This is a genomic window from Flavobacterium sinopsychrotolerans, from assembly GCF_900110375.1.
Taxonomy (GTDB): domain Bacteria; phylum Bacteroidota; class Bacteroidia; order Flavobacteriales; family Flavobacteriaceae; genus Flavobacterium; species Flavobacterium sinopsychrotolerans.
This window is the reverse complement of sequence record NZ_FODN01000005.1, coordinates 118,181-131,858: the sequence shown is the minus strand read 5'-3', so window position 1 is coordinate 131,858 and position 13,678 is coordinate 118,181. Positions and strand designations below refer to the sequence as shown.

General features: G+C 31.7%; 12 protein-coding genes. 6 read left to right on the top strand and 6 right to left on the bottom strand.

What is annotated here, in order from left to right; genetic code table 11:
- Positions 1-63: 63 nt before the first annotated feature.
- From BMX64_RS10540 to BMX64_RS10530, 3 genes are all read right to left on the bottom strand, one after another.
- The gene (locus tag BMX64_RS10540) at positions 64-2,550 is read right to left on the bottom strand and encodes a DUF5686 and carboxypeptidase regulatory-like domain-containing protein (RefSeq protein WP_091171609.1); all 2,487 of its coding nucleotides are present in this window, start codon (positions 2,548-2,550) and stop codon (positions 64-66) included.
- Positions 2,551-2,644: 94 nt separating this feature from the next.
- Positions 2,645-3,058, bottom strand: coding sequence for a type II 3-dehydroquinate dehydratase (aroQ, locus tag BMX64_RS10535; protein WP_091171607.1), 414 nt, complete (start codon positions 3,056-3,058; stop codon positions 2,645-2,647).
- A 163-nt stretch (positions 3,059-3,221) separates the two neighbouring features.
- Complete coding sequence (locus tag BMX64_RS10530; protein WP_091171605.1) at positions 3,222-3,785, bottom strand: porin family protein; 564 nt, start codon at positions 3,783-3,785, stop codon at positions 3,222-3,224.
- Between the two features lie 326 nt (positions 3,786-4,111).
- Between BMX64_RS10530 and BMX64_RS10525 the strand changes: the two genes are divergently transcribed.
- The 5 genes from BMX64_RS10525 (at position 4,112) to BMX64_RS10505 (ending at position 9,332) form a co-directional block, all read left to right on the top strand.
- Positions 4,112-4,639, top strand: coding sequence for an outer membrane beta-barrel protein (locus BMX64_RS10525; protein ID WP_091171603.1), 528 nt, complete (start codon positions 4,112-4,114; stop codon positions 4,637-4,639).
- 419 nt (positions 4,640-5,058) lie between these two features.
- The gene (locus tag BMX64_RS10520) at positions 5,059-5,667 is read left to right on the top strand and encodes a porin family protein (RefSeq protein WP_091171601.1); all 609 of its coding nucleotides are present in this window, start codon (positions 5,059-5,061) and stop codon (positions 5,665-5,667) included.
- A 401-nt stretch (positions 5,668-6,068) separates the two neighbouring features.
- The gene (locus BMX64_RS10515) at positions 6,069-6,641 is read left to right on the top strand and encodes a porin family protein (RefSeq protein WP_091171598.1); all 573 of its coding nucleotides are present in this window, start codon (positions 6,069-6,071) and stop codon (positions 6,639-6,641) included.
- Positions 6,642-6,721: 80 nt separating this feature from the next.
- Entirely contained in the window at positions 6,722-7,618 is an 897-nt protein-coding gene (gene xerD / locus BMX64_RS10510) for a site-specific tyrosine recombinase XerD (RefSeq protein ID WP_091171818.1), read from the top strand.
- A gap of 226 nt (positions 7,619-7,844) precedes the next feature.
- On the top strand, positions 7,845-9,332 hold the full coding sequence (locus BMX64_RS10505; protein WP_244273282.1) for a PAS domain-containing sensor histidine kinase: 1,488 nt from the start codon (positions 7,845-7,847) through the stop codon (positions 9,330-9,332).
- Between the two features lie 107 nt (positions 9,333-9,439).
- Here BMX64_RS10505 and rny read toward each other — a convergent pair whose 3' ends face one another.
- The 3 genes from rny to BMX64_RS10485 all read right to left on the bottom strand — a co-directional run bounded on the left by rny (position 9,440) and on the right by BMX64_RS10485 (position 11,805).
- Positions 9,440-11,005 carry a ribonuclease Y gene (gene rny / locus BMX64_RS10500; RefSeq protein ID WP_091171595.1) on the bottom strand — a complete coding sequence of 522 codons (1,566 nt, stop codon included), beginning with the start codon at positions 11,003-11,005 and terminating at the stop codon, positions 9,440-9,442.
- Positions 11,006-11,212: 207 nt separating this feature from the next.
- Complete coding sequence (locus tag BMX64_RS10490; protein ID WP_091171592.1) at positions 11,213-11,506, bottom strand: cell division protein ZapA; 294 nt, start codon at positions 11,504-11,506, stop codon at positions 11,213-11,215.
- An 8-nt stretch (positions 11,507-11,514) separates the two neighbouring features.
- Positions 11,515-11,805, bottom strand: coding sequence for a hypothetical protein (locus BMX64_RS10485; RefSeq protein ID WP_091171590.1), 291 nt, complete (start codon positions 11,803-11,805; stop codon positions 11,515-11,517).
- Between the two features lie 174 nt (positions 11,806-11,979).
- On the opposite strand from BMX64_RS10485, the gene BMX64_RS10480 reads away from it, so the two are divergent.
- Entirely contained in the window at positions 11,980-13,677 is a 1,698-nt protein-coding gene (locus BMX64_RS10480) for a M23 family metallopeptidase (protein WP_091171586.1), read from the top strand.
- Position 13,678: the final 1 nt, after the last annotated feature.

Sequence of the window (13,678 nt, the reverse complement as noted above, 5' to 3'; positions counted from 1 at the left end):
GAGCGCATTCGAGATGCCGTAATATTTTCCGACTGTATTGGAACTGACAAATAGATTCTTTTTTTATTCCAATATATTTAAAAACTTTAGTCCAAAAACAACCCCGTCACCTTGAAAACCATTTTGATAGGAACGTACATAATCGACACGGAGCATTTTAAATTTTCCAAAACCTAAATTGTCCAACCCAACTGTGACTTCAGTATAAGGTTTGTTATTGGGCGTAGACAGTGCATGAGCTCCCAATATTAAAGTTGATTTGAGTTTGTTCAACAATGGTATTTTATTCATGATATAACCTTTGTCGTTGTATTCCGTATGTGCTTCAAAATAGCTGTCATTCGTACTATTAGAGTAATACGGCAATAAGTTAAATACATTCAAATAGCGCGCTGTTTGTCCTATGTGGGTTTGATTGCCATTAAAATGCTTGTAATCTATAAAAGCAATATTATCCGCATTCAGAAATTTTCCTGCTTTTAGATTCATCCCTAAAATTCCTTTATTTCCCAATGTCAAATCGTACATTAATCGGGTATTGAAATGGTCAAATTCATACTTCTTTTCGTTAGTAGCAACTGCTTTTTCATAGCCTAAATAAAGAGTTGGATATTTTTCATTTCTGATGTTAAATTTCCCATCAGGACGGGAAGAATATTTATTTCCAAAATTGATTTTTGCCAGCAAATTAATTTTTGTCAAATGGTGTTTTTTAAAAGCTGCAGTAGTGAAATCGTTTGGTGCCAACGGATTATTCGACGTGTATAAATCGTCTTTGCTAAACAAAGAAAAATCAGTGTTATTGAATAATGGTTTGCGTTGCTGGTATTCTATCTTTCCATTTAGATTCACTCCATTTGCAATATCTTGGCTGTAGCCAATTGCCGCCGATTCCAAATTATACAATTTCATGAAATTGTTCTTGAAAGCCAAGGAACTTATCGTGTTTATCGCTTTGCTGATAGGTTCATTTGGGTTAAATTGCTTTACGGAACTACCACCTGTCATATATAAAGTGGCATAATTCTGATTGTTGAAACGGTGGATAAATTGCCCGGTGACACGCAATCGATCTTCAGCAAAACCGTAATTGAGTTTTGTACTTATGGAAGTGTATATTCCTTTACTTTCCTGATTTTTCCAGTTGGTGTATCGAAACCCCGAATCAAAATTATAACCTTGAACGGTGTTGAAACTTAGCGAACCAAGATTTAATAATCCCTCGTAACTAAAACTGTGTTTTTCAGTACTATTCTTATACGTGTAGCCCGTCAGCAACTTTAATAGTTTGAATTTATTTTCTTTTGCATCAATTGAGTCTAAGTATTTTTCAGAATTTCGGACTTTGTAAATACTGTCTTTTCTAATATAATCCGTGCTTTCTTCCATTGTTAACGGAATGGGTCTGTTGGTATTCCAAAATAAGCTGTCTTTTTTATTGGCATTTATTTCGATGCGCGTAATTTCATTTGTAAATGTTTTCGGAGCAAAAGCATCTACGAATTCATAATTGCTATACACGTAATTGTATTTTCCGTTAAATTTTATGCCAAAAGCGCCTGCTGTGATTTCGAGACTTTGGGTGTTTTTGGCCCAAATTTTATTGCTGTTGTTGTAGCCGAAATTTTGTTTTAAGGTCATCACATCAAGAAATTCTTCTTTTATTCGGTAGCCTTTTATATCCAAATCAACAGCGTAAATTGCCCAGGAATCTTCCACGATATAAATGTATCCTTCAAAAACGGGTTCGCTGTCACGCTTTGCAGTCACTTTTATTTTGTTAATCATATTGGCATTCTCGTCATTAAACGTGCTTTCTAACTTGTAATTATAGTAGTTAAAAGCGTTATTCGCTATTGGAGAAATCATTTGGATGCCAAAATCGATAGTGTTGTCATAGAAATCGTAGAACGAAGATCTAGCCGTATTGTAGCTGTAGCCATTGTTGCTGCCACTTACTTTTGACGCAGTAACGACTTCTTTTAAGTTGTTGGGTTTTTCAAATGCTATTTTCGAAAAGGTTTCAGACAATGAAATAATTCCGGTTCCGGTTGAATCCAAAGCACCATCCAAGTCACCAATTTTTTGCCCTAATATTTTTTTCGGTGCATTTTTTAGTTTAAAAATACCTCTGGAATAAAAGTCTGCGTTGAATCGATTTGTTTTTTCGGTGTTTCGTTTTCTGCTGGCAATCGCACTTTTTATAATCGCTAAGGCCGGATTGTTTTTTTTGCTAATGATTACTTCGTTCAACGAGAAACTTTCTTCGATCATTTTGATGTTCAAAACATAAGGCAATTTATCAGTTTGTATGACTGCTTTTTGGGTTTTAAAACCTAAAAACTGAAAAACAACGGATTGTTTTCCTTTTTTATTTAAGTTGAACTCGTAATTTCCTTGTTCGTTTGAAGTGGTTCCATTATAGGTGTCTTCCTGAAAAATAGTAACAAAAGGCAAGGGATTTCCTTTTTCGTCAGAGACAGTTCCTTTTATTTGTGCATTGCTGACAAATGAAACTAAGAAAAGCAGTAGTAAGTAATATTTTTTCATGAAAGTTTTTTCTTTCACAAAAATAGAAGAAGTTTAAAAAGGGCGTATTAATTATTTGTTAAAGATTTCTTTGGTAGATAATTATATTTTAAAATTATAAAAAGGACTGAATCGCTAGCTCGTAACTCTTTAAACCAAAACCCAGAATAACTCCTTTGGCATTTCCTGAAATATAGGATTGATGTCTAAAACTTTCACGGGAAAAAGTATTCGAAATGTGGACTTCAACAACTGGAGTAGTAACGGCTTTGACAGCGTCGCCAATTCCTATGGAAGTATGCGTGTACGCTCCGGCATTCAAGATAATGCCATCGAATGAAAAACCAAATTCCTGAATTTTATCAATTAATTCGCCTTCAATATTACTCTGAAAATAGGAGAATTCTATAGTGGGAAATTTTATTTGTAAAGTGGTAAAATATTCTTCAAAAGTTTGACTTCCATAAATTTCTGGTTCACGTTTGCCTAGAAGATTTAGGTTTGGTCCGTTGATGATACTGATTTTCATACGTAGTTAATATTTGTTTTTATTTGAATATGGAATTCGCATATGACTTATCTGGTTTTTATTACATATTCGATATGCTCATTTCATAATTCCTGTTTTGGTAAAAATAAAAAAACCGTTCCAATTTATAGAACGGTTTTAGTAATTTAATTTTTTATTGGGATTAGAAAGTAAATCCAGCAGATATTTGAACTACTGAATTCTTAACTTCTGCATCTTTTGAAGCTTCAGTCAGTCCTAATACATAACGACCTTGTAAAAAGAAGTTTTTAGTGATATTAAATCCAAGGCCACCTGCTACTCCAAACTCAAAAGTTTCAGCATTTTTTACGTCAAATTCATTTCTTTCGCTCAATAAAAAAGAGGCTTGCGGTCCAAGATCTAAACTAACTGTTTTGTTCAAATGAAATTTTGCCAAAACGGGAATAGATAGGTAGCCCAATTCATTTTTGAATTCTTCAGCAGCATTTTTGTATGTTGCACCCTGAGTGGAATACAACAATTCGGGCTGAACAGAAAAACCATCTGTTACTTTAATCTCTGCTACTAGACCAGCGTGATAACTCGTTATGGCATCTGTATTGTAATTATCGCTATTAAGTGTAATGTCACTTCCAGTTTGATTAGCGTAATTTAAACCTGCTTTTATACCAAATTTAACCAATTGTGCTTGCATGTCTACTGACGCTGCGAGTAGAACTACTGCTACTAAAATTATTCTTTTCATAATTTGTTTTTTTAATATTGATTATTATTTAATTGAATTAGAACATGTACTTAAAACTGTTTTGTTTAATTTTTATTGTTTTGTTTTTTTACTATAAACCAAAGACAAAAATTAGTCCAAAATTTTGATAAATGCTTTTTTAATGCATTTTTGAAGTTGTTTATTTGAGGTTTAAAATGTATTACATTGAAGTTCAATTGTTTGTGATTGTTGTGTTTTGATGCTCTTAATCTGATTTATTTGTTTATTGACGAGTATTTCAGATAAATATGGAATCCCATATTTGGTTTTTTTAACTTTGATTTATAAATTTTAAATGATAAGTCATGAAAAAAGTTATAATAACATTAGTAATGGTGTTTGCTTTTAGTTTTGTAAACGCTCAGGATACTGGACAAACAGCTGCTGGAAAATGGTTAATAGAAGCCAACACTAATTTTGGAGTTGCAGCGGGTTCCAATACCGGTTTTAGTTATTCCAACACTGATGGAGATTCTGAATACAATATTGGTGCTGAGGTTGGTTATTTTGTAATTGATGATTTAGCCATAAAAGGAGGTTTAGGGTACGGAGGAATAAATACAGATCTTTTTGATACAAATGTTGTCTCTTATAAAATTGGATTGAAATATTATATTCTAAGTATGATTCCCGTACAGGTTGATTATTCAGGTGGTATAATTGAAGATCTTGATGAAGATCCTTCCTATTTTGGTGTTCAGGCGGGGTATGCCATATTCTTGGGTTCTAATGTAAGTGTTGAACCCGGAATACGATATAATATCAGTTTGAATGAGGATTATAGTAACAAAGATACATTTCAATTTAACATTGGTTTTGTGTTGCATTTCTAATGTTTTTAAAAGTATAGCAGTAAATAACCTCTCAATTTGGGAGGTTTTTTATTTGATGTGCCTTCCGTTTTAATTCATTTTTTTCGAGATATTTTTTTTCGTTTGCAAAAATCTTCTGGTTGGATTGCTTTACTCATGGATTAATACGTTTTACTAAAATATTTTTTTAGTATTAATACTTCTTACAATCAAATTAATAAGTATTAACTTTCAAATAAATGTTTTTTTTGATTGAAATTCATCTCACTAAATTTAGTGAGAAGCTTATTTTTAATATATTGATTATAAGCACTTTATCATTTTTAAATAAAGATAAATTTCTTTAGTATCAGATTAATTTTAATTTTTTACTAAAAAATAGTGTGTTTTAATACGATCTTATTTACATTTGCCGCATTAATTTTAACAAACAAACAAACATGAAAAAAATTATTTTAACAGTTGCGGCTGTATTTGCTTTTGGATTTGCTAATGCGCAAGAAACAAAATTTGGAGTAAAAGGTGGATTAAATGTTGCTAACCTTTCTGGAGATATTGAAGATAATTCTTCAAAAGTAGGTTTCCATGTTGGAGGTTTTGTAGAAATTAAGGTTTCAGATAAATTTTCTGTACAACCGGAATTATTGTTCTCTACTCAGGGGACAAAGCTTGAGGAATCTGGTACTAACTATTCTTATGAAAGTAATCTGAATTTATCTTACTTAAATATTCCCGTTATGGCTAAATATTATGTAGCAGAGGGATTTAGTCTTGAGGCAGGACCACAAATTGGATTTTTAACAACAGCAAAAAGTGATTTCACAGCTACTGAATCTGGAATTACTGTATCAGGAGACGAAGATGTTAAAGACGAATTTGAATCAATTGATTTTGGTTTTAATTTTGGAGCTGGATATGATTTTACAGAAAATTTATCTGCAGGTTTAAGATACAACCTTGGTTTATCTAATATCGCTAAAACAGATTCTGGAGATGATTTTAAACTTTCAAACAATGTATTCTCTGTATCATTAGGATATAAATTCTAATATTTCTAGAAATAGATTTCTAAACCTCCCAATTTGGGAGGTTTTTTTATTTGATGTGCTTTCCGTTTTAATTCATTTTTTCCGAAATATTTTTCTTTCACAAAAATCTTCTGGTTAAATTACATACTCATAAACTAATACTTTTTTCTCCTTTAGTTTTAACACTTCTTATGATTAATTAATAAGTATTAATTTTCAAATAAATATTTTTTTAATTGAAATTCTTCTCACTAAATTTAGTGAGAAGTTATTTTTTAATATATTGATTATTAGTTGTTTTTACTATTTTTAAATAAAAATAAATTTATTTATTGTCAGATTAATTTTAATTTTTTGTTTAAAAATATTTTTTTTTAATACGATGTTATTTACATTTGCCGCATTAATTTTAACTAACAAACATGAAAAAAATTATTTTAACAGTTGCGGCTGTATTTGCTTTTGGATTTGCTAATGCGCAAGAAACAAAATTTGGTGTTAAAGGTGGATTAAACCTTGCTAATTTCTCGGGTGATATTGAGGATGGATCTAATTTAACAGGTGTGAATATTGGTGGATTTGCAGAAATTAAATTATCTGATAAATTTGCATTGCAACCTGAGGTTTTGTTTTCAGGACAAGGGTCAGATAGTGATGAAGGAAGTTTTAATTTGACCTACATCAATGTTCCTTTAATGGCAAAATATTATGTAGCAGATAAATTTAATTTAGAAGCAGGTCCTCAAATAGGTTTTTTAACATCTGCAAAAATAAAGATGGATGGAAACTCTATAGATTCTAAAAGATTATTTAACTCTACTGATTTCGGAATTAATTTTGGTGCTGGTTATGATTTTACTGAGAAATTTTCTGCTGGAGTTCGTTATAACATGGGAGTTTCAAACATTTTTAGTGACGAATTTAAAGATGCTTTACAAGAAGATGTGAATGTACAGAACTCTGTTTTTTCTCTTTCTCTAGCTTACAAATTCTAGTAGTATAAAAAATGAATTTTAAACCTCCTCTTAAAAAAGGAGGTTTTTTTATGCCTAAAAAAAAGCGTTTCTTTGTAATCATGAACTGGAACACTTACATAAAAAGCTATCAATCATACTTAAAAATTGAGTGTGGATTGTCTAAGAATACCATAGAGAATTATTCTTTTGACATCGAGCGGTTGTGTCTTTTTTTGAGTACAAATGAAATAGAAGTTTCGCCAGTTCAAATTGGAGAAGAAACAGTGCAGCAGTTTATTTATGATGTTTCAAAACAGGTTAATCCGCGTTCACAGGCCAGAATAATTTCGGGTCTTAAAAGTTTTTTCAGTTACTTGATTTTTGAAGATTATCGAACAGACAATCCTTTAGAACTAATTGAAACTCCCAAAACAGGTCGAAAACTTCCGGATACTTTGTCTGTAGATGAGATTGATAATCTTATTGCGGCTATTGATTTAGCCACTAACGAAGGGGAGCGCAATCGTGCCATGCTCGAAACCCTTTATGGTTGTGGGCTTCGGGTTTCCGAATTAGTGGCCTTAAAAATTTCCGATTTATTCTTTGAGGAAGGTTTTATTAAAATAACCGGAAAAGGAAATAAACAGCGTTTTGTGCCTATTGGTGATTTAACCCAAAAATACATCCAGATATATCAGCATTCTATTCGAACACATACTACTATACAAAAAGGGTTTGAAGATACGCTCTTTTTAAATCGAAGAGGGAGACAACTGACACGTGCTATGATTTTTACCATTATTAAAAACTTAGCGGTAAAAATTGAATTGAATAAAAGGATAAGTCCACATACTTTACGGCATTCTTTTGCAACTCATCTTTTAGAAAATGGAGCTGATTTACGTTCTATTCAGTTGATGCTCGGTCATGAATCCATCACTACAACAGAAATATATGTGCATCTTGACAGAACATTTCTGACGCAAGTTCTAAATTCATTTCATCCCAGAAAATAACATTTTGGTTCATTTATATTTCAAGTTATTGAAGAATGAAAAGAGTCACGGATTGAACTTAAAATGGCATTTCTAACTATTTGTCTTAATATCTCATTAAATTTTTGTTATTATATAGTTTTTTTAATGGTTTAATTAAAAATATCCTATAAATTGTTATTTTATATAAATGATATAATAAGTTGCTATGGTTTTTGATTTTTCCCAAAACGAAAATTGCCAAGAGATGAATAATTTTTACACTAAATTATTTAAAGAAATTCCAGATTTGATTTTTGAATTTATTATTGCTCCTGACAATACCTATTTATTTCCGATAGTGAGTAAATCGGTGATGGATTTTTTTGAGTTGTCTTCAGATCATTTTTCGGATAGTGACAAATTCAAAGTCTATGAAAGGATATTTGAAGCGGATCGATTATCGTTTTTTCAGTCATTGGTAGATGCAAAAAGAAACATTACAAGATGGGATTTTGAGTTTCGGGTTTTATTACCTGAAAAGGGATTGCGATGGCTAAAAGTTTCATCAAAACCGGAATTATATCCGAATGGGAATGTGGCTTTTTATGGAAGAATTTCTGATATAACCGATTTAAAAGAACAGGAAACCAAACTTAAAATATCTGAAGAACGTTTTAAATTTGCTCTTGAAGCTTCAACAGCAGGAGTTTGGGATTGGGATTTAACAACTAATAAAGTTTTTTATTCTTCGCAATCGATGAAAATCCTCGAACAGGAATCGTTGGACATTTTTGATAATCCGGAACGTTGGGATGAAATTGTGCATCCAGATGATTTAGCAAAATATTATTCTGAAATTCAGGATCATTTAGACAATAAAACACCTTTTTATGAAAATTACCATCGTGTTTTAACTTCAAGTGGAAAATATAAATGGATTTTGGACAGAGGGAAAGTCATTGAACGTGACAATAATGGGAAACCACTTCGAGTTATAGGTACGCACACTGATATTTCCTCCCAAAAAGAAAAAGAATTAGAGTTAATAAAAACAATGGAATTATATAGTCAGCAAAACAGTAGGCTATTGAATTTTTCACATATTGTATCCCATAATCTAAATACTCAGGCGGGAAACATCAAATCGATATTAGATTTTATTGATTCTGAGGATGATTTAGAGACCAATAAAGAAATGTTGTCTTATCTGAGAACAGTATCGAATGACTTAAACGAAACGATAGTAAATTTAACTCAATTAGTCCAAATACAAAGCAATTCGAATATTCCAATTAAATCTTTAGAGTTGAATTTATATTTGAATAAGACATTGGATTTGATTCGAGATTTAAAGAATCAGAATCAGGTCACTATTATAAATGATATTCCGGATGGTGTTTTTGTTGATTTTAATCCAGCCTACTTAGAAAGTATTTTGTTGAATTTAACAACAAATGCCATAAAATATTCAAATCCAGAAAAACCAATTGTTATAAAATTTACTTTTTCATTAGAAAACGGAAAGAAAACGGTATCAATTTCCGACAATGGTTTGGGCATCGATTTGAAAAAACATGGTGATTCTCTTTTTGGGATGTATAAAACATTTCACAATCATAAGGAAGCCCATGGTCTTGGTTTGTACATAACAAAGAACCAGATTGAATCGATGAAAGGTACGGTTTCAGTCGAAAGTGAAGTAGGAGTAGGAACTACTTTTAAAATCACTTTTAACGACAGTTTGAATGATTAATTAAAAGGTTTCTATAGACAACAAAGTATCTTTTAAAGTGATTCGCTTATAGTACAAAAAAAACTTCTCATCACTGAGAAGTTTTTTTATATGTAAAATTCAAAAAATTATTTAGCAATATTCACTGCTCTTGTTTCACGAATTACAGTTACTTTAACTTGTCCTGGATAGGTCATTTCCGTTTGGATTTTTTGTGAGATATCAAAAGATAAGTTAGCGGCATTTTCATCCGAAACTTTTTCGCTTTCCACAATTACACGAAGTTCTCTACCGGCTTGAATGGCATAAGCATTTTTCACACCGCTGAATCCATAAGCTACTTCTTCAAGATCTTTCAAACGTTGAATGTAAGAATCCAATACTTGTCTTCTTGCTCCTGGTCTTGCTCCTGATATAGCATCACAAACCTGAATAATTGGCGACAATAATGATTTCATTTCAATCTCATCGTGGTGTGCTCCAATTGCGTTGCAAACCTCTTCTTTTTCACCGTATTTCTCAGCCCATTGCATTCCTAATAATGCGTGTGGTAAATCGCTTTCGGCATCTGGAACTTTACCAATATCGTGTAATAAACCAGCTCTTTTAGCCAGTTTTACGTTTAGGCCAAGTTCAGCAGCCATGATTCCACAAAGCTTAGAAACTTCTCGCGAGTGTTGCAATAAATTTTGTCCGTAAGAAGACCGGTATTTCATACGTCCTACCACTTTAATTAATTCAGGGTGTAATCCGTGAATTCCTAAATCGATAACGGTACGTTTACCAACTTCTATAATTTCATCGTCAATTTGTTTAGCAGTTTTTGCAACTACTTCTTCAATACGAGCCGGGTGAATTCTTCCGTCAGTTACTAATTTATGTAATGCTAAACGCGCAATTTCTCTACGTACAGGATCAAAACAAGAAAGGATAATAGCTTCAGGGGTATCATCAACAATGATTTCTACTCCGGTAGCTGCTTCCAGTGCGCGGATATTTCTACCTTCACGACCAATGATTCTACCTTTTACGTCATCGGATTCAATGTTAAATACCGAAACACAGTTTTCTACTGCTTCTTCTGTACCAACTCTTTGAATGGTATTGATGATGATTTTTTTAGCTTCTTGTTGTGCCGTTAATTTCGCCTCTTCAATAGTGTCTTGAATGTGAGACATTGCTTTGCTTTTTGCTTCCGCTTTCAGTCCTTCTACTAATTGATCTTTAGCTTCTTCAGCAGATAAACCAGAGATAACTTCCAACTGTTGCAATTGACTTTTATGTAATTTGTCAACTTCAGCTTGTTTCTTATCTAAATTTTCAATTTTAGTACTGTATTCTAAAGTTTTTGCTTCAAAATCATCATTTACTTTTTTAGCTTTTGATAATTCGTTTGAAATTTGAGATTCTTTATCGCGAACTCTCTTTTCTATTTCAGCAACTTTTTTATCACGGGATAAAATAACTTGTTCGTGTTCTGATTTTAATTCGATAAATTTCTCTTTTGCTTGAAGAATTTTATCTTTTTTTATGTTTTCAGCTTCTAGATTTGCATCTTTCAAAATGGATGCTGCTTCTTTTTTTGAATTTTTAATTAAGTTTGAAATATTGCTTTTTTCTATCAGTTTGGCGATAGCAAAACCTCCCGCAATACCTATAATTCCTGAAATAATAATCGTTAATATGTTGTCCATGGTTGTTAAAATTTATATATAAAAAAGCCTACATTAGAGTGAATTGAATAAACTCGAAAAGACAAGTTTTGAGCTAACTCGTTGTTCAAGCTTCCAAACTGAATTGGCTTGCTATAGTAACGAAGATTTGCTCATTCTAAATTGTTAGTGTTGAGTTTACCAAATGTGAACTAATGTAGGCAGTATCTTAGTTTTTGTAAAGAACGTTTATTTGTCGAGATATTGATCTAAAATCGCATTGATTTTTTTAATTCTTTCAATGGTTGCTTCTCCATCAATGGTATTGTCAATTTGTTTTTGTTCTGTTTGGGAGGCAAATTGCAAGGCACACATTGCCAAAACATCTTGTTTGTCACGAACAGCATAATTTTCTTCAAATTGCTTTATCATCTTATCAATTTTTTTTGAAGCGCTTCTAAGGCCTTCTTCCTGTGATAGATCAACCGTTAATGGGTAGACTCTGTCTGCTATTGATATTTTAATTTTAAGCTTTTCGTCCATATCTTTTATTAATCTGATAGCTGTGCTATACAGTAATCAATTTCGCGAATTAATGAATTTATTTTAAGCTTCGTATCTCTTTTATTATCGTCACTGCCTAGTAATGTATTTGCTACTTTGAGTGTTTCATACTGCGTTTTTAGCGCTTCAATCTCTTGTGACTGAGTTTGTATTATGGATGCAGTTTTTGTTAATTCGTTTGTCAAATCTTGATTATTTTTCTCTAAACTTTTCATTTTAATAAAAAGTTTTTCGACTTTATTTTCAAGAGTATCAATAATTTCTGCAATTGCACTCATTATATATCCTATTCATTACATAATCATACAAAGTTAGTATTCCTTTTTAATTTTGCAATATTTTATTATTTTTTTTGCATTAAATAAATTAAATATCAGTTGGACAAATGGTTATGAATTTTTTTTTCAAGCATGTTTTCAATACTTTTTTTTATCTTAGCAAAAATGTAAACCATGAGATTTTCTGTATATTTTTTATTTTTCTGTACTACTGTTTTTGCACAAGTTGATTATCCAAAAGATTATTTTAGATCTCCTTTAGATATTCCGATGCAATTATCCGGGAATTTTGGGGAATTGAGACCCAATCATTTTCATGCAGGTTTCGATTTAAGAACCCAACAAAAAGAAGGATTAAAAGTGTATGCCGTGGCCGATGGCTATGTGTCAAGAATAAAGATATCTACTTTTGGCAACGGAAAAACAATTTACATCAACCATCCGAATGGTTTTACTTCCGTTTATGGGCATTTAAAAATAGCCAACGGTGAAATAGAAAACTACATCAAGAAAACGCATTACAAAGAAAAATCATTTGAAATTGAAATGTTTTTGAAGCCTGATGAAATGGTGGTAAAAAAAGGAGAAATTATTGCTTTTTCTGGAAATTCAGGAGCTTCAGAAGGACCACATCTGCATTTTGAATTTCGTGATACTAAAACAGAATTTATAATCAATCCAATGCTTTTTGGATTCAATAAATTTTTAAAAGACACTAAGAAGCCAATTGTTTCAGGAGTTTATGTGTATCCTTTGGATGCAAAAACTACGGTCAATCATTCGAAACGACCTTTATTACTGAATGTTTCTTTACAAAAAGACGGTACCTATTTATCGGATAAAGTAGTAACAAATGGTTCAATCGGTTTTGGTATCTCCGCTTATGATACTGATGATGTTTCGTTTAATAATAACGGGGTGTATAAAGTGCAGTCTTTTTATAATGGGAAACCAAATTTCGGTTATGAATTCAATACGTATTCATTTGACGATATGCGCTACATCAATGCGCTGATTGATTATTCGAGATATAAGAAAATGCAACAACGCGTTCAGAAATTATTCATGAAAACACCTTATAATTTGAGCTTTATTCAGGCCGATGAAAACAAAGGTGTTTTGCAGGTAACGCCAAATTTAGCCTCGCTGTATCGCATAGAAGTTTCTGATTTCTTTGGAAATAAAAAAACAATAGCCATTCCTGTTCAATATGATTTATTGACTACAATAATAAGTCCTGAGCCAGTGCAATCGAACTATTTTGTGAAAGCTAATAAAGATAGCAATTTTGCTTTATCGAATATGTCGGTTTTCTTTCCTGCAGGAACTTTTTATGAAGATTTTGATTTGAATTTTGATGTAAAAAATGACACCTTGTTTTTACACGACGATACGGTTCCTGCTCACACTAATTTTACGGTTTCAATTGAAGATACAAAATCGACTGAAGCGCAAAGAGAAAAAATGTTCATTGGTAGAATCGAAGGAAAAAAAGTAAGTTACAATCCAACCTATAGAAAAGACAGCGTCTTTAATACAAAGGTTAAAATTTTAGGCAAATATGCTTTGGTTTCTGATACGGTTGCGCCAAAAGTAAGTGTTGCCATTCCTGTAGAAGGGAAATGGATCAGCGAGCAAAAAACAATTCAGCTTTCTATTTACGATGACGTGTCAGGTATAAAATCATATAATGGCTATTTAAACGGAAAATGGATCTTATTTGAATATGATAACAAAACCAGAAAACTAACCCATTATTTCACTGATGGAATTGCTGTTGATGGTGCCAATGAATTAAAAGTTGTTGTCACGGATAATGTAGGAAATTCAACTACCTTTGAAACTCGTTTTTTTAGAAGTCAAAAAAAATAAA

Bases quoted from the DNA above. Each gene is read 5' to 3' on its own strand.
- BMX64_RS10540 (WP_091171609.1), bottom strand. From the start codon at position 2,550: ATGAAAAAATATTACTTACTACTGCTTTTCTTAGTTTCATTTGTCAGC.
- aroQ (WP_091171607.1), bottom strand. From the start codon at position 3,058: ATGAAAATCAGTATCATCAACGGACCAAACCTAAATCTTCTAGGCAAA.
- BMX64_RS10530 (WP_091171605.1), bottom strand. From the start codon at position 3,785: ATGAAAAGAATAATTTTAGTAGCAGTAGTTCTACTCGCAGCGTCAGTA.
- BMX64_RS10525 (WP_091171603.1), top strand. From the start codon at position 4,112: ATGAAAAAAGTTATAATAACATTAGTAATGGTGTTTGCTTTTAGTTTT.
- BMX64_RS10520 (WP_091171601.1), top strand. From the start codon at position 5,059: ATGAAAAAAATTATTTTAACAGTTGCGGCTGTATTTGCTTTTGGATTT.
- BMX64_RS10515 (WP_091171598.1), top strand. From the start codon at position 6,069: ATGAAAAAAATTATTTTAACAGTTGCGGCTGTATTTGCTTTTGGATTT.
- xerD (WP_091171818.1), top strand. From the start codon at position 6,722: ATGAACTGGAACACTTACATAAAAAGCTATCAATCATACTTAAAAATT.
- BMX64_RS10505 (WP_244273282.1), top strand. From the start codon at position 7,845: ATGAATAATTTTTACACTAAATTATTTAAAGAAATTCCAGATTTGATT.
- rny (WP_091171595.1), bottom strand. From the start codon at position 11,005: ATGGACAACATATTAACGATTATTATTTCAGGAATTATAGGTATTGCG.
- BMX64_RS10490 (WP_091171592.1), bottom strand. From the start codon at position 11,506: ATGGACGAAAAGCTTAAAATTAAAATATCAATAGCAGACAGAGTCTAC.
- BMX64_RS10485 (WP_091171590.1), bottom strand. From the start codon at position 11,805: ATGAGTGCAATTGCAGAAATTATTGATACTCTTGAAAATAAAGTCGAA.
- BMX64_RS10480 (WP_091171586.1), top strand. From the start codon at position 11,980: ATGAGATTTTCTGTATATTTTTTATTTTTCTGTACTACTGTTTTTGCA.